At 31.5% G+C, this 20,023-nt stretch carries 23 protein-coding genes; 9 read left to right on the forward strand and 14 right to left on the reverse strand.

The annotated features are described in order from the left end of the window. Positions 1–157: 157 nt before the first annotated feature. From AB0A59_RS01615 to AB0A59_RS01630, 4 genes are all read right to left on the reverse strand, one after another. Positions 158–838, reverse strand: coding sequence for a hypothetical protein (locus tag AB0A59_RS01615; protein WP_458745883.1), 681 nt, complete (start codon positions 836–838; stop codon positions 158–160). Positions 839–1,766: 928 nt separating this feature from the next. Beyond that, entirely contained in the window at positions 1,767–1,904 is a 138-nt protein-coding gene (locus AB0A59_RS01620; RefSeq protein ID WP_458745884.1) for a hypothetical protein, read from the reverse strand. A gap of 690 nt (positions 1,905–2,594) precedes the next feature. Then, a complete protein-coding gene (locus tag AB0A59_RS01625) occupies positions 2,595–3,005 on the reverse strand; it encodes a VOC family protein (RefSeq protein ID WP_458745886.1) in 411 nt (136 codons plus the stop codon). 688 nt (positions 3,006–3,693) lie between these two features. After that, positions 3,694–4,032, reverse strand: a complete 339-nt coding sequence (locus AB0A59_RS01630) for a hypothetical protein (RefSeq protein WP_458745888.1) — start codon at positions 4,030–4,032, stop codon at positions 3,694–3,696. A gap of 183 nt (positions 4,033–4,215) precedes the next feature. Between AB0A59_RS01630 and AB0A59_RS01635 the strand changes: the two genes are divergently transcribed. Next, on the forward strand, positions 4,216–4,539 hold the full coding sequence (locus AB0A59_RS01635; protein ID WP_458745890.1) for a hypothetical protein: 324 nt from the start codon (positions 4,216–4,218) through the stop codon (positions 4,537–4,539). Between the two features lie 192 nt (positions 4,540–4,731). On the opposite strand, the gene AB0A59_RS01640 is transcribed toward AB0A59_RS01635, so the two are convergent. Then, entirely contained in the window at positions 4,732–5,109 is a 378-nt protein-coding gene (locus AB0A59_RS01640; protein WP_458745892.1) for a hypothetical protein, read from the reverse strand. A 453-nt stretch (positions 5,110–5,562) separates the two neighbouring features. Beyond that, positions 5,563–6,642, reverse strand: a complete 1,080-nt coding sequence (locus tag AB0A59_RS01645; RefSeq protein WP_458745893.1) for a site-2 protease family protein — start codon at positions 6,640–6,642, stop codon at positions 5,563–5,565. Between the two features lie 486 nt (positions 6,643–7,128). On the opposite strand from AB0A59_RS01645, the gene AB0A59_RS01650 reads away from it, so the two are divergent. After that, the gene (locus AB0A59_RS01650) at positions 7,129–7,521 is read left to right on the forward strand and encodes a hypothetical protein (protein WP_458745895.1); all 393 of its coding nucleotides are present in this window, start codon (positions 7,129–7,131) and stop codon (positions 7,519–7,521) included. A gap of 497 nt (positions 7,522–8,018) precedes the next feature. Here AB0A59_RS01650 and AB0A59_RS01655 read toward each other — a convergent pair whose 3' ends face one another. The 3 genes from AB0A59_RS01655 to AB0A59_RS01665 all read right to left on the reverse strand — a co-directional run bounded on the left by AB0A59_RS01655 (position 8,019) and on the right by AB0A59_RS01665 (position 10,551). Continuing rightward, positions 8,019–8,555, reverse strand: coding sequence for a hypothetical protein (locus tag AB0A59_RS01655; protein WP_458745897.1), 537 nt, complete (start codon positions 8,553–8,555; stop codon positions 8,019–8,021). Between the two features lie 908 nt (positions 8,556–9,463). Then, positions 9,464–9,790 carry a hypothetical protein gene (locus tag AB0A59_RS01660; protein ID WP_458745899.1) on the reverse strand — a complete coding sequence of 109 codons (327 nt, stop codon included), beginning with the start codon at positions 9,788–9,790 and terminating at the stop codon, positions 9,464–9,466. Continuing rightward, positions 9,790–10,551 (reverse strand): CBS domain-containing protein, encoded by a 762-nt coding sequence (locus AB0A59_RS01665; protein WP_458745901.1) that lies wholly within the window; start codon positions 10,549–10,551, stop codon positions 9,790–9,792. Before AB0A59_RS01665 ends, AB0A59_RS01660 begins: the two co-directional genes overlap by 1 nt. A 783-nt stretch (positions 10,552–11,334) precedes the next feature. On the opposite strand from AB0A59_RS01665, the gene AB0A59_RS01670 reads away from it, so the two are divergent. From AB0A59_RS01670 to AB0A59_RS01680, 3 genes are all read left to right on the forward strand, one after another. Next, entirely contained in the window at positions 11,335–12,198 is an 864-nt protein-coding gene (locus tag AB0A59_RS01670; protein WP_458745903.1) for an amidohydrolase family protein, read from the forward strand. Between the two features lie 59 nt (positions 12,199–12,257). Beyond that, complete coding sequence (locus tag AB0A59_RS01675) at positions 12,258–12,512, forward strand: amidohydrolase family protein (RefSeq protein ID WP_458745905.1); 255 nt, start codon at positions 12,258–12,260, stop codon at positions 12,510–12,512. A gap of 391 nt (positions 12,513–12,903) precedes the next feature. Next, on the forward strand, positions 12,904–13,275 hold the full coding sequence (locus AB0A59_RS01680; protein ID WP_458745907.1) for a DUF6766 family protein: 372 nt from the start codon (positions 12,904–12,906) through the stop codon (positions 13,273–13,275). Between the two features lie 287 nt (positions 13,276–13,562). Here AB0A59_RS01680 and AB0A59_RS01685 read toward each other — a convergent pair whose 3' ends face one another. After that, positions 13,563–13,748, reverse strand: a complete 186-nt coding sequence (locus AB0A59_RS01685) for a hypothetical protein (RefSeq protein ID WP_458745909.1) — start codon at positions 13,746–13,748, stop codon at positions 13,563–13,565. 196 nt (positions 13,749–13,944) lie between these two features. Here AB0A59_RS01685 and AB0A59_RS01690 point away from each other — a divergent pair, with 196 nt between their 5' ends. Continuing rightward, entirely contained in the window at positions 13,945–14,187 is a 243-nt protein-coding gene (locus AB0A59_RS01690; RefSeq protein ID WP_458745911.1) for a hypothetical protein, read from the forward strand. 446 nt (positions 14,188–14,633) lie between these two features. Here AB0A59_RS01690 and AB0A59_RS01695 read toward each other — a convergent pair whose 3' ends face one another. Beyond that, positions 14,634–15,962: a glycosyltransferase family 4 protein gene (locus tag AB0A59_RS01695; protein WP_458745913.1), complete on the reverse strand. Its 1,329-nt coding sequence runs from the start codon at positions 15,960–15,962 to the stop codon at positions 14,634–14,636. A gap of 105 nt (positions 15,963–16,067) precedes the next feature. Between AB0A59_RS01695 and AB0A59_RS01700 the strand changes: the two genes are divergently transcribed. Beyond that, positions 16,068–16,208 (forward strand): hypothetical protein, encoded by a 141-nt coding sequence (locus AB0A59_RS01700; RefSeq protein ID WP_458745914.1) that lies wholly within the window; start codon positions 16,068–16,070, stop codon positions 16,206–16,208. Positions 16,209–16,362: 154 nt separating this feature from the next. Here AB0A59_RS01700 and AB0A59_RS01705 read toward each other — a convergent pair whose 3' ends face one another. Beyond that, on the reverse strand, positions 16,363–16,671 hold the full coding sequence (locus AB0A59_RS01705) for a hypothetical protein (protein ID WP_458745916.1): 309 nt from the start codon (positions 16,669–16,671) through the stop codon (positions 16,363–16,365). 6 nt (positions 16,672–16,677) lie between these two features. Then, on the reverse strand, positions 16,678–16,965 hold the full coding sequence (locus AB0A59_RS01710; protein WP_458745918.1) for a hypothetical protein: 288 nt from the start codon (positions 16,963–16,965) through the stop codon (positions 16,678–16,680). Between the two features lie 301 nt (positions 16,966–17,266). Between AB0A59_RS01710 and AB0A59_RS01715 the strand changes: the two genes are divergently transcribed. Continuing rightward, positions 17,267–17,533, forward strand: coding sequence for a hypothetical protein (locus AB0A59_RS01715; protein ID WP_458745920.1), 267 nt, complete (start codon positions 17,267–17,269; stop codon positions 17,531–17,533). An 844-nt stretch (positions 17,534–18,377) separates the two neighbouring features. Continuing rightward, positions 18,378–18,974 (forward strand): response regulator, encoded by a 597-nt coding sequence (locus tag AB0A59_RS01720; RefSeq protein WP_458745922.1) that lies wholly within the window; start codon positions 18,378–18,380, stop codon positions 18,972–18,974. A 214-nt stretch (positions 18,975–19,188) separates the two neighbouring features. On the opposite strand, the gene AB0A59_RS01725 is transcribed toward AB0A59_RS01720, so the two are convergent. Next, positions 19,189–19,572, reverse strand: a complete 384-nt coding sequence (locus tag AB0A59_RS01725; protein ID WP_458745924.1) for a response regulator — start codon at positions 19,570–19,572, stop codon at positions 19,189–19,191. Positions 19,573–20,023 lie beyond the last annotated feature (451 nt).

Consider the following 20,023-nt stretch of genomic DNA (forward strand, 5'->3'; position numbering starts at 1 on the left):
TAATTTGTGGTAAGATATGATAAGAGAATAAGAGATGAAGTTACTAAAGTAATAATCAAATATTCATTTTTATATACATTTAATAATTAACTTGTTATTAATGGGACTTGACTAGGTCAAGGTTTTTAGATAAAATAAAAATTATGGAAGAAGTTAGTTAAGGTATTGTAGAATTATTTCTGAGGCTCATATTCAGAGATTCGTTGGCTATCGATTGATTTGTCACCGACTTATTCGAGATATTTCCTGCATCAATTTTTAATGCATTCATCGTATTTTGTAACATTAAGGGAATCCATTTGTCCATAAACTTGGAATCCTCTGCCATCATATTGACAATCTCCATCTCCTTTTCAGGGGTTAATTCCAGGCCATAAATAGGAGTATCGCCAAAGTGATGGTTAATCTTTGATGGGTCCATAGATATTGCAAGTATATTGTTATTATTTATTGTCCAGTTAGTAGGCACATTTGAAATAGGGCCATCCTTCATTGTCACTGTAACTGACCCTTTCAAAACTGTGTTGTTTCCATCCATCGTAAAATCATTTATAGTTGTATTTGATATTTGATGGATGTGGTAAGCAGAGCCATTCTCCATTACCATGCTAAATGTAGAGTGAAAACCTGAATCCGAAAGATTTGACGGATTACCATAACCCATATAGTTACCCGCCAGAACCCAATCATTATTAATACTGGCTATAGGACCATAACCATATTCATAATCAGTCACTGCTGGTATAGTTGATGCATAGGCATTTAATCCTGTTAGAGATAACAAGGCTCCAACAATTATAGAAGGTATAAGAATCTTGATTGACTTTGTGTTAATCATTAGACTAATCCAATCATAATGTGGTTATTAAATTTAAAGGTAAAAGTAAACCTGATTATCAGACAAACTGTGAAAAATGAGGTACTTATTTTGATTAATGAAAGCAAAAGAAAGAAAGAAAAAACATCAAACGGGACCGGTTGGCTTCAGGTGATATCAGTCCTTTACAGTAGGTTCTAATGTTTGTAAAAGATTTTAAGATTCTGTATATCGACTCAAATCGTAAAATCAATTCACTCATCATTGTCACACTGTTCCGTGCATATTTCACGTCAGAGTTGAATTTCTAACTTTTCCTTAAGTATGGGTCTGGCTTTGTTCTCTGTTAATCTGACGGTTATTTGACGATTACCCTATTTCTTTCGGGATCTTAGAGTAAAAGATAGGCCCACTCTAATATTATCACTATTGTTACTCCTCATATCTAAAGTGACTAGGACTCTGAAGAAAGATTGTCTTTAATATATCATCTGTAATAGAGAACTAATGGGGTCAGAAGGCCTGTGTTGTGAACAATCTTTTCCATTTGATGGCTATACCCTGCTTGACTTCTGTTGCTTTATTTCTAATCTTATCCGGAAGGCCTTAATCCCAAATGCTACATACAATATTATGATTACACCGAATATTTCTAATTATATTAAGGTCAATTACTTGACTGTAGGGGATATAAATTACAAAGATAGATGTAATATCATCGTCTACTTCATCTAAATGTTTTATTTTATATGTCTTGTTTTTACTTTGCTCTTTTGTAGTAACTACTGCTGATTATATGAATAAATCATTTTAATTTAAATTTATTTTATTCATATATTTAATATCTTTTTTAAAACTTCAGTTATTTTTAATTAACTTTTAAAATAATTTTTTAAAGTTAAATTTATATCCTTCACTTTAATACTATATTATAGTAAAGGCGTGTTATTCAAGATTTGTTATAATCCTTATTAGTATTTGACTCTGTTAGATTGTTGGTTCTTTCAGATTCTTGGTCTTCTAGTCCCATTTTTTTTCTTAAATCCTTTCTATAAGGTATTGGATCTTTCGATGTATCAGCTGACATTTAACAAATATGTCAAACATACTATATAATATATGCACGTAATATTACCATACTGATAACATTAGTGCGTTCCTATAGATATTACCTAACTAAATTGAATGATCTATTAACTCTGATATTCAATATTCAAAAAAATGAAGATAGGATATCCCTATGACATTAAATGTTAGTATTGGATAAAAATATCTGTGTACTGGCTCAGATTCAAATATGATGTGTGCAATTTTATCCATTCAGAGCAGTCCCTTAATAGCGTGAGCATCCGGGGATTGTACAGCAATCCAATCGAATATTCTTTAAAACTTATTAGCCACACGTAATTGATTCTTCTTTCCATTTAGAATCAAACTAATCTCTCCACTTTTTATACTCGCGAGTTAGACAACTCAACAATTAGAATGAATTTAATGAATAGCTTTGATATTAAAACGTCTAATATGACTCCTGGAAAGATATTCTAATACCATATTGTAGAATACCCAAGATATATGAGTCATAAAATGTCTTTTGAATGCTGGAATTTATCTGGCTTATCCAACTTAACAGCGGCATAAAAGGTTTGATTTAATGCCTGATGAAACAAAGAAAAGATTCTAGGCTGTGACTAACCTCTCTTATGTGTTGAAAATGAATCCCGCCAAGCAGATTAGTATTTCATGATAGTGATACTCACATGGAGAGGCTAAACATTCACAAAGGTTGAGCAAAAGAAAGTTGAAATCCATCTGGTTCACGTATATGAAAGTATCGTTCATTCCAGGATGCATCAATAGGCTCATTTTCAAGCAAAATTAGACTTGAAATTGATTTGTCGGTCTTAAAATAAGAATAGAGTCTGTTAACATCATCTGTATAAAAAATAATCCTAACGAAATTATTGTTATTGTTCTCATGACCAACATGATCATTTGGTGAATTCTTAAGCTCCAAGTTCAAATATGAGGTATTTTTATATTTACCGATCCGATAAGTAGTAAAAGAATCTTTAGAATCTCCACCATAAATGAGTTTGAATCCCGGAATATTAGAGTAAAATCTGCAAGACCTTTCCATATTACTAATTATCAAGGTTACAGCAGATAGCATAGTTATTTGACTCATTTCATATGCGTTAATACCTAATACCAATATATTTTAAATATATAATTTCCTACAACAACATTAGAAAATTGATATATATCTATGAATATTTAGGTTTTAAATCAATACTAGTGAATTTCAAAAATAAATGGATGTTTCTCAGTCAACTATCTTCAAATTATATCCTAAAGTCATAACTATCAAAAATACGTCTTCTAGATTTATAACAATGGCTGGTAGATTGACAAGGCCTAATGAAGAGTAGTTAAAGATCTGTGGACAGATAGGAAGCTATATTCTAAAAAGTTTGAGTTGGAAAGAGAGGTTGAATATATGCTAAAGGAATTAGATAAATATGATGTCAGTCTAATAGATAAAAGTCAAATATATGATATGTTACTATTTTAGTTTGATGATAATAATTTATGTTGAAATTTGTTCACCGAGTACAAATCAAAGCCTGTCATATGCCTGATCACTGGATAATCAAAATACGTAATTGCACCTGTCGAACCGAAATTCTTAATTTGTTAATGTTCATATATTGTAGGGTTATAGGTTAACTCCATTTAATTTCTGTCAGTTTTTTGCATGACACTTTTATATTATTTTGCAAATATCTCAAAAAGATATTCCGTTTTTTCAAAAAGTCATTGTTCTATTGATAATATGTAAAAATGAGGAAATGGAATTGTATTTTCGTTAGTTCTCAGGGATTATTAAGTAGATCCAATTGGTTTTGCAAAACTTTCAATTCTAAAAGCACCTCAGTCATATTTTCTTGTTCTGTTGCTTTTATTGCATTATTTATAGTACTATTTAATTCACTAATTTGTGACGAAGTTATAACTATTTGAGAAAATTCCTCTGTATTTAATTCTTCTATGTTAGCAGGTGTAGTCATATTGGAGCTGTTATCTTGAGGATAGACATATTGGTTGCTAACCACTAATGTCATAAATAGCATTAGGATTGGTAAAACCGCCACAAGTAATTTAGAATAGGAAGAACCATTGGTTTTGAAACTGAAATCTGTAATGTTTGTCATACTCTATAATATTATCATATTTTATATACCTATAATACCAACAAGTTGAAGACATAGTGACTCGTTATGCCTGCAATGAGAATAAACATGTGGATAGTGTTAGTAAGACTTAATGTTTCTGCAGAAATAGTAACTTGTCTTTAATAAGTAAAAATTTAAGAAAGATGATATTGTTCATACCTAATGAATAATAGCACTTTCTATACGCTATTTGCAGCTTTAGCACTTTTAGTGGGACCTTTAGTAGTTGACGTTTTTGCCCAAAATGTTACCATGTGGGAGGATCATGCTCAAAATAATACTCAAGATACGATCAAGGAGACTAATGAAACCACTGGCAATGTAACAATAGGCTTAATTGGAGTAGCAAATGGGACTGGTAATGCAGCGGGCAACATAACTGAAGGATTGGGTGATGCAGTGAATGAAACTAGTAAAGTCTTCTTGAACACTACTGAAGTTGTAATAGAAGGAATTAAAGACGTAGTTAATGGATCAAGTAGATAACTAAATTTAATCTTTTTTTGATCAAATTCAATCAAAACTAATTAAACGAATCTAGATATATTGCAAGGATAATTTGCATACAAAATTTTTATCATAGCGAATAGAAAATATTCAATAGATTAAAAAATATCAGGGAGCATTGCTATCAGTGTGTTTATGATACCTACAGCACGACAAATCATATATTAACTTCTAATAAAAATAATGTGCCCTCTGATGGATGTATTTTTCGTCTTCACTATGAAATACTGCACCGCAAAAATCACAAACCAATATTCCCAACTGTCTTATATCACCAGCTTTTAATATTGCAATGGTATTTTCTTTTTCCATGTCTTGTGCTATGACATATTCTTTTATGGAATTTTTAAGCAGTATAGAAGTTAACAGACCTTCAAATTCCTTTATGGAGCCATGGAATTCAAAAACAGCGGATATTGTATTGATGTTATCCTTATCCTTGTCAGTAACATAGTTATCCTTAATTAAAAATTGTTTTACCTCTATCGATTCTGTAATAATTGGTATCAAGTAATCAGGAAAAAAAGATAAATTCACATGAATCCTCATAGTTTTCTTCTTTTCTTATGATTTTGTAGTATTATGAATGTTGTAGTCTGATTAATTTTAAATGATGTTTTTGAGATTTAAAAAATTGGTAAGATGAAACAAATCAACAATAAATGGTGAAGACTATTCTATGGAGATTATTATATGATGAACATTATCCTTGTCTGACATTAAATATTTTCTGAAATATTCTACTGACTATTGTAATTGTACATTTATTATGCATCACATAGGGAATTAGTGAAATGATTGTGATTACCAATCTTGAGAATTGTTAACTCTGATTCGGCATATGGTTATTTCTATCTCTGTTTATTCAATTCTGAGCAATAACACTTTTACTCTACACCTTGATCTTTAATGGATGCTAAGTAAAAATAGAAAAAAGTTCTGATTTCATTGTGTTCATATAAATAGAATAAATCTTATTCTAAATGACATTGACAGTTTAATTCAGATACCTTTATTTCGCGTTGTGATAAAGGATTTTCTTTCATCCATTGCTTCGATTATGTCTGTTTTACTGACAACCCCTTCTACTATATCAATGTCGTTGCACACAAAAATCTTGTCCTGATTTTCTTTAATCATGACAGACAGTGCCTTTTCAGCAGTATCATTTACATTTAACAACTTTATTTCACTCTTGGGGGACATGATATTTCTTACAATGGTGGTATCTCTTTCTATTTCGGGAACATTTAAACATCTTTTAAGAGTGACTATTCCAACAATCTCGTAGTTTAATTTTGTTACTGGAAAAGAACTCTTCATATAAATATTAAAGTAGTTCCTCAAGATGGTATTTACTGTTATATCTTGTGGGACCGAAATAATATTAGTTTTCATTAGCTCTTCTAATCTTACCTTGGATAATATCTTCATTATATCATACTGATACAAATATGATTGAGCTCCGTTCTGCAAAAACCAACCGATCAAAATAATCCAAAGTCCACTAACAAATGATCCAGAAAGTATTGTTAATATTCCAAAACCAAAGAATACATATGACATAATTACACCTATTCTTACTGCAATTCGTGTAGATTTGTCGTAATTCTTGTTTCTGCTAAATAGCAGTGATCTTAATATTCTTCCACCATCCATTGGAAAAGCTGGAATCAAATTAAAAATTCCTAATATCAGATTCAATATTGACGAATAATAAAGTATCGCATTTACCATAGTTAACACTGTTGTGGAAAAATCGTCAGTTGGTGATGATGATTGTATGATTATGACATTGGTGATCCACCAAAAGAGGGCAAAAAAAGCCGAGAGAGCTAAACTTATGAGAGGACCAGCTATTGCCATCTTAAACTCTTTTTTAAAGTCTTTGGGTTCTTCCTCTATGTCTGAAACTCCTCCAAAAATAAACAACATTATTTGTTTTACTCGGATTCCATAAGATCTTGCTACTATAGAATGAGATAACTCATGTATCAATACAGATAAGAATAATATAATGGATCCTGTTATACCCATAATCCAATATTGTAACTGATTCAAATCTGGTACGTATCGAGGCATGAAACCGGTTGCAAGGGTCCATGTAATTAAAAAAAATACTAAAATAAGTGAAAAATGTAATTTAATCGGAATTTGTTTAATTTCTGCGACTTGTAATGACATCGAATATACATTTATAATAAATCTAATATACTAGTGCCCTAAATCTACTAATATTTATTATTTAAAATATTGTAAGGTCAATGGTAAGATGGTTTTCTATGCATGACTTTGTGTGTTGGAAGAATCCCTATCACCACATCAGCACCTATCATGATATGGTGTAGAAGAAATATTTACAATTTTCAATATTAATTTAAAACGAGACAATAACATAAAATTACAATTAGATCTTATGTTATTTCATTGTTGTAGTTATCTAAATATTATGCTGATTACGTCTACTCGTCCTGATTAAAATATTAACATCAAAAATGACCATGATAAGGACAGAGATTAATAAAGCAAAAAAAAGTAGGTTATATAGTTTTATATCTTTGTATTAATATGAATAGGATTCTGTTAATTTCCATCGCTGCAGCCATATGTACAGGTATTGCAGGAATCCTTCATTTAAGTATGTTACCTGCTTTTAATACTCAAACGACTATTTTGTTTCTAGTTGGAGGATTAGCACAAGTATTCTGGATAATTCCTACAGTGAAGAATTGGGGCAAAATTTGGGACTATATAGGTATAGTAGGAACAGTTGCATTTACCCTCATCTGGATTATTACAAGAATCCCCGGTAATCCAATAACTGGAAGAGGAGGCATGATAAGCGATACGGCAATTGTTATCGAGGTCTTTCAAATCGCATTTATAATCCTTATGGGAAGTCTAATTGCCATGAAATCATCTAAAAAAACTATCAGAAATTATTCTGAGGAAAAGTCTTAGAAAAATATTACCATACTATTTTTTTTCAATTTGAATAATATGATTGTAATTTTCTGTTCAAGCGGTGTAGCTTCAATCGATATGAAATATGTTACCATACAATAATAAACATGGAGAGGACCCGGTGGGCTTCGAGACGATATCGGCACTAAAGGGCGATTCCGATTCTTAACTGCCGGATAAAAATTATCTCCTGCTGTCTAGATTATGTACTTTTTTCGAAATCCTCCAATATCTCCCTTTTTAGTGTATATTAGACGAACAAGATAAATTCTTAATTCTTCACTTTCGCGTACATTAGGAAAAGTTACGCAATGACTAAATCAAAAAAATTTACTATGATTTATCCTCGTAATGTGATTAAAAGTAATCAGGATTTAAAAATCAGTAGCATATTATCGAAATATTCCAAGATAACAAGATCGGATATAAAATATCGCTTTTGTCCAAAAAATTATGATTTTAAGAAATTTCAACAAATTAATAAAAATTGTGTGTTATTGGATGGTATTGTTTAGTTGTGGAGCAACCTCATTAACTCTTATATGTATGGTGGATGTCGATGGAAAAACAATATCCTCAGTAGAGTTGTTGTATATTGCAATGTCCGTAATACTGGTGGAATTATTTACTAAAATATCACCTGTGTACATACAAAGGCCTCCAGCTTGTGAAAGCAAAGGCGATAAAGCTAATCCAACTATAGGCATTGGATTGTCTGGCCCAATTAGGAAAATAATAGGTGTGGTAAAGTCCTCATTACATGGAATTTTTGCAGTAATATGACTATTCATAATATTGTATGGAGATGAGTCATAAAGATGAAGATAATTTCCTTCAGGTAATGTTCTATCCTCTAGTAATAAAGTTTGAGAATCACTCATAACAAGGTTTTCTGCCACATTTGTGCTACGGGGTTGTATTTCTTCCTTAGACAACTCCTGGCTTTGAGAATATGATAATTGTATCCCGATGGGAGTTATCACCATAAATGTAGAAAACAATAAAATAAATGTGTTATTTGCTATTTTCATTAGAAAATGATTAAAATACATGCATAAAAACCTATCTTAATGTATTTCTTTAGCTATATTTGTTGTGCTAAGAGCCACATGATAGTGACAAAGCTTCTCTTATTCATTATGTTGTTTTAGCAAGAATTATTTGAAATCCTGTGATTAACGCTCCCGGTGGGCTTCGAGATGATATCTGCCCTAAAGGGTGGATTCCGATATCCTTATTGACTCATTTATGATTCATTTGTTACTTCAAGTAAGTAAATATGATTCGTAGTTCAAAAGCAAAAAACTTTTGATAGAAATATTGGAAACTTCTAAATATATATGACACAAAAAAATCTACTAAAAACTCGACCGGCTAGGTTTAGTAATAGTATATTATGAGTCCAAATTTACGCTGACCCTATCAACCAATATTCAATACCTGCAATTCTACACCGCGGGACTTTGAATCCATGAGGTTGATCTAATTATTGGTTATCCAAGAAACCGATTACTTTAACAATGTCAAATTATTTTTCTCCTGACGACTAACAATAAATTGAGTTTTAATTTCCTATGTTATCTATCATTCATAACCTCTGCCTTAATATTTTCGAAATAGATAGTAGAATTAGTCCATTTCATATCATACAGAAATTTTTTTTAAGTTTGGAATACCAAAAGTAAAGTTAAACAATATGCCAATTATTCCCGAAATGGATCTGTTTACTTGATGTGACTTTTAGAATAGAATTATTATATTAAATAATCACAGAGAGAACTAATTTCCAAATAGTCATGATTTAAAAAATAAGGGGTGTCTTACAGTTCAACTCACATAGCCTTGTTACTATTACCAGTAGAAGATACTAATCTTTATAATTTATAAAATGAATATATCTGTTATATATTATTAAAAATTAAAAGATGATACTGTTGTGTTAGTTGTATCCACCACCTGAATATCTTAAAGATTCTTTTTGGTGTTCCGTCTTTACATCTCCTATCTGATTCTTTAAGCCTTCAATCATCTCATCAAAAATAGGTGCAAGATCCCACTTGTTGGATGAGGAATATGAATAAAGCCTATGTGCAGTGTAGATATTCGCAGATACCTCATATCTTCTTCTTCCGCCCTCCCTATCTTTAATTTTTATCTTGCAACGTGCCTCTTGAATTTGGGGAGATATTTTGCTTAGATGTTCTACAATATTATGAAATTTAGATTTTACAAGTTCTGCTTCCGTAGAATCATCCGGCATTCCCATTATATAAATGGGTATTTCGCTTGAGTTTGCTCTCCTGATACCGAAATTATATCCCTATATGTAATTATTCCTAATGGCATACCATCGAAGGATTGAACTATCGCGTATGTTGAATTTGCATTCAATAATGACTCTATTATAGATATGAAGGTGTCATCTGGTTTCACTGTTAAAATATTTTTTCGATCTGCCAATCTGATTATTTCCGTTTCAGATGCTATATCCAGTGATCCCTCTCCCTCAACAGTCCCATTAGGTACCAAGGTTTGTATTAGGCGGTTGGATGTTACTACTCCTTTTATTACCGTCTTTCCATCTGCTTGGGTTTCAGCAACCGGTAGATGATCTATTGATTCTTTCATCATTGTAATGTTGGCGGCATCCAATTTGCCTGTGGGATCTATGATTATTAATCCCTGAGTCATAATATCGGATGCTGACATCATAGCTTGATCCTTTATTTTTTTATTTAAAAATGCATCATAAATATAATTTATAATTCTCTTTGATGAAATTTGTCCTATCACCTCTTGGCTGTTTGAATTTATCACTGGCAACGATCTCAATCGGTACAGACTCATTATTCTTGCAACGTTTCCTATGCTGTCATCCTCAGTAAGACTTGGAATAGTTACTTTTATGGATGAGGATTTTAATGATTCATTGTTTGTTGCTAATAAAATATCCCTGATGTTTATACATGAAACGGACTTATCATCTGGTAGTTGAATAAATACTTCATGAGCATTTTCTTTTATCATTATTGCAATAATTTTGATAATGCTGCGTCCTCTTTTGTTAAAACAGGATTTTCTACAAGTTCCTTTATCTCCTTAATGCGTATATCTTTTAGATTCATACAGATTTCTGCTTGTCTCTTGAGAAATCATTACCTATACATTACAAATAATAATTTATAAATAAGTAAAAAAATTTTAATTTTTAAATGATATGAAATGATAACGAATATTTGCCTATTCTTTGGCTTGTAATATTCTTTATAATTGCTAAGAGTCCTTTTAGATAAATATTGTGAGTGTTTATGAGACTGGTCTATTCTATTCTTTTTTGTGTGCATTCAGAAATGTAATAGAAAAGACATTATTAATGAGATGGTTTTGAACAAGTTCTTTAATATCATCATGACCAGTCTTATTAATCTCCTCTATAATGGGGTAGAATTCTGATGATTTCCACCCAATGAAAATACTTGTTGGAAGAATCCGATCTGTAAGTCATTGGTATGATGCTGATTAGAATTGTAGAAAACATTGTTATCAACCATAGTAAATCCTCTACTTACTTTACAGAAGAATGTGAAATAAAATCAATAGTCAGTTTGATTCGTCGCAATATTTTCCATAATTTTGATAGATGAAACCCGTTCTGGTCTCCCACTAGATAATCGGGTGACAGTTGACCAAAAATTAGATTGGCAAAAACATTAAAATTGATTCAATAATTAGTATCGACATCCAATGAAACTCGTAGTCGAAGTACCTGTGGCACAGAGGAATTATTTATAGTATGTTTTCTCAAATAACATGAAGATTATTCAATGGAGATGTAGATATATAAAAATAATAAAAGCAGCTCATTTGTTTGATGGTATTAATGAAAGAAAAAACGTTTTCATAGGTTTTGAAAATGATGAAATAAAATATGTTGATACTCAAAGGCCTAGGGAAGAGGATGGAGAATTAATTACAGACGGTGATAATATGTTCGTAACACCCGCTTTTATTGACTCACATAGTCACATTGGTTTACAACGTTCTGCCGAATATAGCGGACAATACGAAGAAAATGAACAAATGGATCCTTTTACTCCTTTAGCAAATGCGTTACATAGTGTCTATATGGATGATCCAATGTTTAAAGAGTCGATAGAACATGGAGTACTTTATTCAGGTGCCTTCCCTGGCAGCGGTAACATTATTGGAGTAAAGATTGTTCTAATAAGAAATTTTGCCAAAGATATTGAAGATGCTTTCATTGGTGATATAGGGATAAAAGCAGTATTAGGATTTCATCCAAGAAGTACTACCACTTGGAAAGGAAAAAGATCATCAACTCGCATGGGTCTTATACCTCTACTAAGAGAAAATTTAATCAAGGCCAGAAAGACACAAAACCTTTTGAATGAAGGATCAAAAAAAAGGGATGATATCGATCCCATAACTGAAGTATTGATGGATATCTTAAATCAAAAGTACCCCGTAATGATGCATGTACATCGAGAAGATGATGTTCGAATTTTAATTCAATTGGTAAAGGAGTTTGATTTAAAAGTAGTTGCAAATCACTGTCTTGACGTTCATAGAGTCGAAATTTTTGAAGCATTGAAAGCAAATTCAATACCCATATTTACGGGCCAATGGACTCTTTTTCCAATAAAGATGAGTTAAGGCACAATAGTTGGAGAAACGCTGAACTTTTGTTGAGATCAGGAGCAAAATTTTCTCTTATGAGCGATCATCCTATCATTCTTCAAAGAAACATGTTTTATACAGTGAGGCACTTGATGCGCTTTGGACTGTCAAAACCAGATGCTATTTCAAAAATCACTTCAGAAGCTGCTGACATCATTGGTGTACAGAAGATAGGTCAGGTAAAGCCAGGTTATAAAGCATCATTAATAGTTTGGAATGGAGATCCTTTTTCATTTACAGGTTATCCAATATTAGTAATAGGTGAAGGACAGGTGGTATATAAGGACTGAATTTAAATTTTATTATAGTGGGTATATCAGGTAAGAAGCACATGGTGCTTATCCTTAAACATATGTTCTGCTTGAGTAACATGTTTTTTAAGAAGAAATTTCTGCATATAGTCCAGCCAATCACGTACTCTAACCATAATTTGAAACTATAGAACTTAAATTTCTTGAATTAGCTTCCCACTGCATTGCGTACAATAAGAGGTTTACAACTATCAGCTATTACGCTACTATTACACTACCTGATATTTGATTTATCTTGTCCTTACTAATATTGGACCAGAAATTATATAAATTTCGATGTATTGTCTAAGTGTCTTTAATTTAGGTTTTGATTCTTTCATTTGTTATTTTTTTCTATGTAGTCTATTTACTTTGTACACCATTATTACTTATGCGAGAATTTAAAAAGCGTGGATATCTGTATGTTACTATCATATTTTTTGCAGTTTCATGGCTAATACATGGGGTAACAGCATTCAACCAATTTGTTGAAGAGCAAAATCAACATAGCCAACCCATATTAATGAATGTTTTCTGGAATGAGTTTATTAGACAAACTACAGAAAACTGGCAATCTGAATTTCTACAACTTTCTTGGCAGATAGGCGGCCTGATGATATTATTTGCGGTAGCATCTCCACAGGATAGACTAGGGGATCAAAGAAAAGAAAAGATTTTAGAGAAAATATTGGAATTAGGAATGGACAAGAAGGAATATGATCGATTTATGAAAAGCCTTGAGGAAAAGTATCCAGAAAAGTAGGCTAGTGGAGACAGAAAATTATGCACATATATTAGCTGGTTTAAAAGACATATATAATCAAAATATTAACTCATAGAATGTTATATAGTACTTAATGGAGGAGGCACTGTAACAGATCAGACTATATGAGGAAGTTTAGAGATTCCGTAGATTTTTTAAAAAAAATAACCAAATCAATCATAGAAAATATTTTAGCTTGGATACAATGGGGAGACTTGTGTAATCTGGGTAAAAGTTAAGTCAAAATAAAATGTAAAGTTAGGTATGAAAGTAAGGACGTTACTATTCTAAGATTTGCCGCCTTCGCGTGCTACTCTTTTGCGGGTTTCTTCGTCCGCTGCTTGCAATCCTCTTTCATCATGTGGTGCTTCTCCACCTGCTCTTGCTACTCTTTCTCTTGTTTCTTCATCTGCTGAGGCTAATCCCCTGTTACTATTGTCATTATTATCGTTTTTATTGTTACCTTTTGTCATTGTAATAATTATTAAAAAACAGGGTATTTAATGAAAAGATAATGTTAATTAGAGTGTTTACTGCTATGGTATCATAAGTTTTTTTGTACTCAGATTTAAGCGTCAGGATGTTAATCGTCAACGTATTATTAATTAATTGCGAATTAGGATAGAGCAAGTATTGCTGATTAAATACTATGTTAGACCAGATTAAGTAATGTCAAACAATAGTGAAAGCACTCAGTTAAGGAATTCTACATACAATGTTCTATCTGCATTAGGTAGAGAGGCTGATTTTCTGTATTCCACGGTTAATAAGTATATACAAGATGCTCAAAATGACGGAAATACTCAATTAGTTGATCTCTGGAATCAAATAAAACAAGATAAGCAAAGACATCTGTCAAGGCTTATGGAATGCCTTGAAAAAGAAGCGAAAGATGAAAAGTTGTCTACATAGTAAAGTCAACTTTTCATTTTCCTTATATTCGTAGTTTAACTAGGTCCTAATTGTTACTATAATACGACTAATTCTACCTAGTGTCGTCATATAGCACTTAAAAGATATCAGTACATTCTTTCAATTTAGCAAGATGAAGAACAATAAAAAATCCATATCCTGTCATAGAATGGATTGTTTACTTAAAGCCGTTTACAGATGTACGAGCGCTCATCCTATCACGATTATGAATACATTCAAACACATCTACATATAAGACAGATAGAGTCATAGAGGATACAACTAAGTAATTTTTATAGAAATTTACTCATTGTTGCTAAGATATTCATTTATAATATAACCAAATTCGAATCTATTATGATTTCATTCTCTTGCCTCTAAAAAATCAAAAGGTTGATTAAATTATATGATAATGTATTTTTCAATTTTACCTTCTCAATTCGATGCTATTTGTTGATCGGTGCAAAGCGGGGAAAATTATACTGCTGATCGATATTTACATTATATATCAACTTGTTTATGATTAATTGAAATTGTCTCTTATAGTTTGTGTCTGAAAACTGGATAACAGAATCACTTATTCTTTGCCTTTCCTCATTCCCAACATCCAGAACAGAGGCTACTATTTGGGATGCTTGCTCTAACGAATTATACTGATACATTGTTGGAACGAACTCTGCTTGTCCTCCAATGCTTGGTACAACAGGAACCAAACCTGCACTCATTGCCTCTACTACTGAAATTCCAAAGTGTTCGCCCTCTCGAGGATGAAAATATACTTTACCTTTCTTCATTAACTCGAGTAGCTCCTCAAAGCTGGCATTTATCTTAAAAGTTATAATATCTGAAACATCTTTATCTATTATGAGCCTCTCTAAACTTTCATAGTAATCTTGATAAAATGGTTCCCAACTGCCTACTATAATCATCTTCGTTTCAATCTTCTTTTCCTTTAGTAGTTTTGCGAGGTAAATAGCATTTTCAATTCTTTTGCTAGGTTCTATTCTACAAATTACCAAAACTAGGTTATTTCTATGCTCAGATGAAACTTTTGTAGGGGAAGAAAAACCTAAACTATCGCGAATATTATTAACTGCTACCGGTGGGCTTAGGACAACTGCCTCATCAATACCATAAGCCTCAATAATTGCTTTCCTACTATATTGCGAATTAGTAATCAGAAATGAATTCCTAATCATCTTATCATAAGTTTCTTTTACCCATTTGATATAGCAATTCACTTTCTCAAGGGTATCAATTGTTGAATCCGGATCAGTTCTTTTGTTGACGGAAGACAAATAACTTATGGATTGGTCCGCGTTGATGATAGACACTGCATTTGACTTTAGCGACGAGGAGTGCATTCTATTGACTTTAAGGTGATATTCAAAATAATTTGAATCCTTATTTTCAATAAATGACTTAGCCGATGGATAGTGGCAATAAGTAACTACTATTGTCTTTGAAAGTTTAGGACTATAATAGGGATCAATATCGCCATGAGTATTAATTATTAAATCATAATCGTTATCAGTAATATTGCTATCGATACTTTCCTGATCAAACATTTGTAATACATTTATTTTCCTTATTTGCTTCATGATCGAAGTTAAATCCTTGCCAAATGCATTCTCTAATTTAGAAAGATTTGGATTCTCTAGGGTAGTCAAATCAACCTTTATTCCCATCTCTACTACCGCATTCATCGTAACAAGAGTAAAACGCTCGCCACCTCCACAAGGGTTTAAATTTGAATAAATGAAATTTGCTTTCAATTATTTGCTTGCCACCTTAATTAAATGTGGTCGTGAAAGCAGTTGTACGTGAATGTCGGTAAAGACAAATAGTTTGCTTGTTTGAATCAAGGTTGTTTTTTATTATTGATAATATTTTATATTGATGATACTTTTCTACAGCCTTCTAAGAATCAGATTAACGCCCATGATCAAGTGTTAAAGGGTTTAAATGGGTTTGATAACGAATATATCGATTTACCGGTGATAGTGGGTTCTAATTCATAAACTACGATATTATAGTTTTAGACATAATTAGGCTTACAAGACAGAACTACAAAAATGAACCATCGTATAATAGGTATATCATGAAGCAAAAAAATAAGGATTATGTTAGAGTTATTGATGGACTAATCCTGCTGAAGTAGTTACCTCCGATACATTAAGATGATGCTTTTGGATCGCGAAGTTTGTTATAATCTGATTGATATCCATTGCAACACCCATGCGGTGCTATTATACCAGATACTTTTCCAGAAACGTCAGGACCTTCATCAGATACAATCATGCATTTTCCACCCATAGAATCAATCCAGTATATACAATTATAACAAAAATACCCTGAATGTAGATCAGAATCCTTAAACTCTTCGCGTTCGACATAAGCCGATTTTAATTTAGATTGCTTTTGAAATTTAGTTATATTCCCAACAACATCTGCGGCCTTTTCAATTATGTTTTTATCAGACATTTTACTTTATTTAATCTCCTTTTCATTTGGTGTCCAAAGTGAGCAGATACCATATGGTGCTATTACATTAGATACATTACCGTCTACATCTTGTCCTTCATCAGTAACAATTGCACAGTGATTTGGCTTCATAAAATATATACAATTATAGCAAAAGTAGCCTCTATGTGTATCAGAGTTTTTAAAAGCAGAAATTTCTAAATATCCTGAGGATACCTTGGTCAATTTATTAAGCTGTAATGCTTCCTGTGGTATTTTTTGGGTAGATTTAAAATTAGATGATGTCGCACTCATTATATTTCTTATAAAACATACTATAAATAGATAAAACTTTGATGAATAAATGAAAAAGTAGTCTGAATTCTAGGAAAATATTAGAACAACTGGCAAATCTTAATATAGAAAGTGACTGTTTATTATAGTTTGACTGATGAATTTTATTAATTTCATAATCGGACTAGAATGTTAGATATTTAAGCAAACACCAATGTTGCCTTGATGCCGTTACTTTACTTATAGATAACAACTTACTTTAGTTTTCTTTGATTCTAGTGTTATTGTTATACGTTATATAATTTGTTAATTAAGATTGCATATGACAAATTCAAATGATAAAGAGTATGAAGAAGGCGCAGCCGGCACTAATAAAGAAAGGAAAAGTGATCCGCTAAAAGAATATTCAGACAAAGAACCCATGACACCAGCCAAAATAAATGCGGGTGAACCTACCGCAGTAAGGAGAGATCCAAGCGATCAAAGTATTGCATCAGAAGGTCAAACTGGAAGTAATACAGAACAAGCTCAAGAAGAGTATCGCAAACGTGGTATGACAAAAATAGAGTCGGATTCATCCAAAGATTAATCTAATAATTATTAAATGGAAAGGGGGGGTTTACCCCTCTACAGTTAAATTTAAGGAACTAGGGAATTATAAAACATCAGATAGGCAAGGTCTATATCAATTTGAAATGGTAAAACATTGAGGATAGACGTCACATTTCCTACAAAAAGTGAATATTTGATTCTATCAGTCTAATTAACATTAATTACTTCTAATAAATGTAAACGTGCCAGTAAATTTTTACGTAGTCGAATCTACTCTTTTGGACGTAGATATTGTCAGATAAGCGTAATTATAACATGAGAGATTTACTAATAACGAGATAATTTAAGCTCTTTAAGATAAACTTAGTTACAAAAACAGGAACTCAATCCTTCATATTAGAAATTAGTTTTATATTTTATGTTTGATTTACCTAAACGATAATGCCTTTTATGAATTTTTCTAGATTTACCCAGGCAGTACTTATCTCTCTTTCAGCCCAAAATTCTTATCAAACATATTGAACCGCCAATTAAAAGTAACAAATAATTATCTTAACTATCCTGAACAACTGTTTTTCTAACCTTGTGGATAGCTGAAATTATATTTAAAACCTTAATTGCTACTTTATATGAATAAAATCGAGTGAGCGGAACATTCCTTAAACAATAGATTACTTAATGTAGACAAGATGAGACTTTTATGCATGTAAAACAATATAATTGACTTTTTATCTTGTAACTAATGATAGTATCAACGATCCAAAGTCCAACTATGATGTTTTGAATCATTATATAGTATTTGATGAGTGGAGATATCATAAAATCAAGAAAAAGTGAGATATATAAGCAATGTTGAATAAGAAAGGAGAAGGCAAGAGACAATGTTCACTGAATCCAATTACTCCGAGATGATCCAAGGATTAAGACGAAGACCTGAACTAAGAGATGTCGGGCTAAACCCATTTTATGAAAATCAAGGAGGATTTTTGGTAAAAGTTCGTAGCAATAATCCTAAAAATACATTAATTCTATATCAACAACAAAAAAAAGAGCAAGATACATTTACAAATGTAAAAAATGATCAATTATTTTCAAAATTAATAAATTATACTCGCGTTTTACTGGCGGAATCTGATACAGAAATACTTTTACTATTCAAAGAATTTTTCGAATTAGTTGGTATTGAATCAATAGCAACTGACAATGGAGATAAAGCTCTGCATATCTTCCAAGAGGATAAGGAAGAAGGAAAGAAATACAATGTAGTCATTTTAAACACTCAGTTGAAAGGCACACGGGGACTAGATGTTGCGAAGAAAATACATACAAATAGCCCAAATCAACGTATAGTTTTGTTAACAACTACAATAAAAGAAGAATTATTACAAGAGGCTTTAAACTCCACAGCAATTGAGAAAAAAGATATCCTTGTCATGCCATTCAAGCTTTCACAATTGCATGCGATAATAAATCAGTAAGCAACATTTTATTCATTTTGTTAAAGGTATTCGGCATGATATTTCAAATATAAAATCAAATGTTTGATCTATGAGTATCTTGAATTAGTAATAAACTTTATAATACATTTTTCGAAAGCCATTTTAGATAAATAATATCTTCAATCAAGATTCCAATAGACCTTTTCGCTAAATTGGCAATTGTGTACAATCTAAATTAGAGATGTAAAATAATCTAACTTGTCAAAGTTTGTTTAATCATTGGTTTTAAATCCTTAAAATGAATGGGCTTTTCAAGGACAGCGGATACGCCTACTTCCTTTACCAAATCCTGATCTAGATTTTCCTCTACTAAAAATCCAGTGATTAATAAGATCTTGACAGTTTTATTATATATCCGTAATCTTCTAGTAAGTTCTAATCCATCAAGTCCAGGCATCCTTAAATCCGTAATTACTAAACTATAACTATTAAAATTCTTAGCAAAGTCATCGATAGCCGCATGGGGATCAGTAAAGTACATACAATTAAATCCACTTACCTCTAAAAACTTGCTATATAGTTCTGCAAGTTCATCTTCATCATCTACTACCAAAACTGATGGATTAGAGGTGGACATAATTATATCTACGATGAACACTATTTAAGATTATGCGCTAGAGGATCTAAAATTCTAAATAAATGGGTTATTCTATCAACAGTACGAATTTCAAGGTCATTAAAACGTTATTAATTGACTAGAGGCATTAAAGTAATATTTTAAAAAATCTAGTGGATATTGAATTATAATTTATTGTAGACATGAATTGTATTAAATACAAATATGAATCAATAGTAAAATTTCGATTTGAACAGTTCAAGTAAACTTGTTGACTCTAACCCTTTCAAATGTAACTAGAATGTTTGTTCTATAATATTCTGTTTCTCTACAAATAAAATATCTTGTAATCTCTATTACCTTTTATCTAGTTTATATCTCTTTTATTACACGAGAATATCTCAATTGCCAGCAACACCCTTTCTTTTTTCCATGTATAGATTTATCTTGCAAGCTGGATAAAATTAAAGTG

It is taken from the genome of Candidatus Nitrosocosmicus sp. T (genome assembly GCF_054408485.1).

Excerpts from the sequence above, each read along its gene's own strand:
- AB0A59_RS01680 (WP_458745907.1), top strand. The coding sequence starts at position 12,904 with ATGCGAGAATTTAAAAAGCGTGGATATCTGTATGTTACTATCATATTT.
- AB0A59_RS01705 (WP_458745916.1), bottom strand. The coding sequence starts at position 16,671 with ATGTCTGATAAAAACATAATTGAAAAGGCCGCAGATGTTGTTGGGAAT.
- AB0A59_RS01665 (WP_458745901.1), bottom strand. The coding sequence starts at position 10,551 with ATGATAAAAGAAAATGCTCATGAAGTATTTATTCAACTACCAGATGAT.
- AB0A59_RS01645 (WP_458745893.1), bottom strand. The coding sequence starts at position 6,642 with ATGCCTCGATACGTACCAGATTTGAATCAGTTACAATATTGGATTATG.
- AB0A59_RS01675 (WP_458745905.1), top strand. The coding sequence starts at position 12,258 with ATGAGCGATCATCCTATCATTCTTCAAAGAAACATGTTTTATACAGTG.
- AB0A59_RS01615 (WP_458745883.1), bottom strand. The coding sequence starts at position 838 with ATGATTAACACAAAGTCAATCAAGATTCTTATACCTTCTATAATTGTT.
- AB0A59_RS01685 (WP_458745909.1), bottom strand. The coding sequence starts at position 13,748 with ATGACAAAAGGTAACAATAAAAACGATAATAATGACAATAGTAACAGG.
- AB0A59_RS01690 (WP_458745911.1), top strand. The coding sequence starts at position 13,945 with ATGTCAAACAATAGTGAAAGCACTCAGTTAAGGAATTCTACATACAAT.
- AB0A59_RS01620 (WP_458745884.1), bottom strand. The coding sequence starts at position 1,904 with ATGTCAGCTGATACATCGAAAGATCCAATACCTTATAGAAAGGATTTA.
- AB0A59_RS01625 (WP_458745886.1), bottom strand. The coding sequence starts at position 3,005 with ATGAGTCAAATAACTATGCTATCTGCTGTAACCTTGATAATTAGTAAT.
- AB0A59_RS01725 (WP_458745924.1), bottom strand. The coding sequence starts at position 19,572 with ATGTCCACCTCTAATCCATCAGTTTTGGTAGTAGATGATGAAGATGAA.
- AB0A59_RS01670 (WP_458745903.1), top strand. The coding sequence starts at position 11,335 with ATGAAGATTATTCAATGGAGATGTAGATATATAAAAATAATAAAAGCA.
- AB0A59_RS01630 (WP_458745888.1), bottom strand. The coding sequence starts at position 4,032 with ATGACAAACATTACAGATTTCAGTTTCAAAACCAATGGTTCTTCCTAT.
- AB0A59_RS01720 (WP_458745922.1), top strand. The coding sequence starts at position 18,378 with ATGTTCACTGAATCCAATTACTCCGAGATGATCCAAGGATTAAGACGA.
- AB0A59_RS01650 (WP_458745895.1), top strand. The coding sequence starts at position 7,129 with ATGAATAGGATTCTGTTAATTTCCATCGCTGCAGCCATATGTACAGGT.
- AB0A59_RS01710 (WP_458745918.1), bottom strand. The coding sequence starts at position 16,965 with ATGAGTGCGACATCATCTAATTTTAAATCTACCCAAAAAATACCACAG.
- AB0A59_RS01660 (WP_458745899.1), bottom strand. The coding sequence starts at position 9,790 with ATGGGAATGCCGGATGATTCTACGGAAGCAGAACTTGTAAAATCTAAA.
- AB0A59_RS01635 (WP_458745890.1), top strand. The coding sequence starts at position 4,216 with ATGAATAATAGCACTTTCTATACGCTATTTGCAGCTTTAGCACTTTTA.
- AB0A59_RS01715 (WP_458745920.1), top strand. The coding sequence starts at position 17,267 with ATGACAAATTCAAATGATAAAGAGTATGAAGAAGGCGCAGCCGGCACT.
- AB0A59_RS01655 (WP_458745897.1), bottom strand. The coding sequence starts at position 8,555 with ATGAAAATAGCAAATAACACATTTATTTTATTGTTTTCTACATTTATG.
- AB0A59_RS01640 (WP_458745892.1), bottom strand. The coding sequence starts at position 5,109 with ATGAGGATTCATGTGAATTTATCTTTTTTTCCTGATTACTTGATACCA.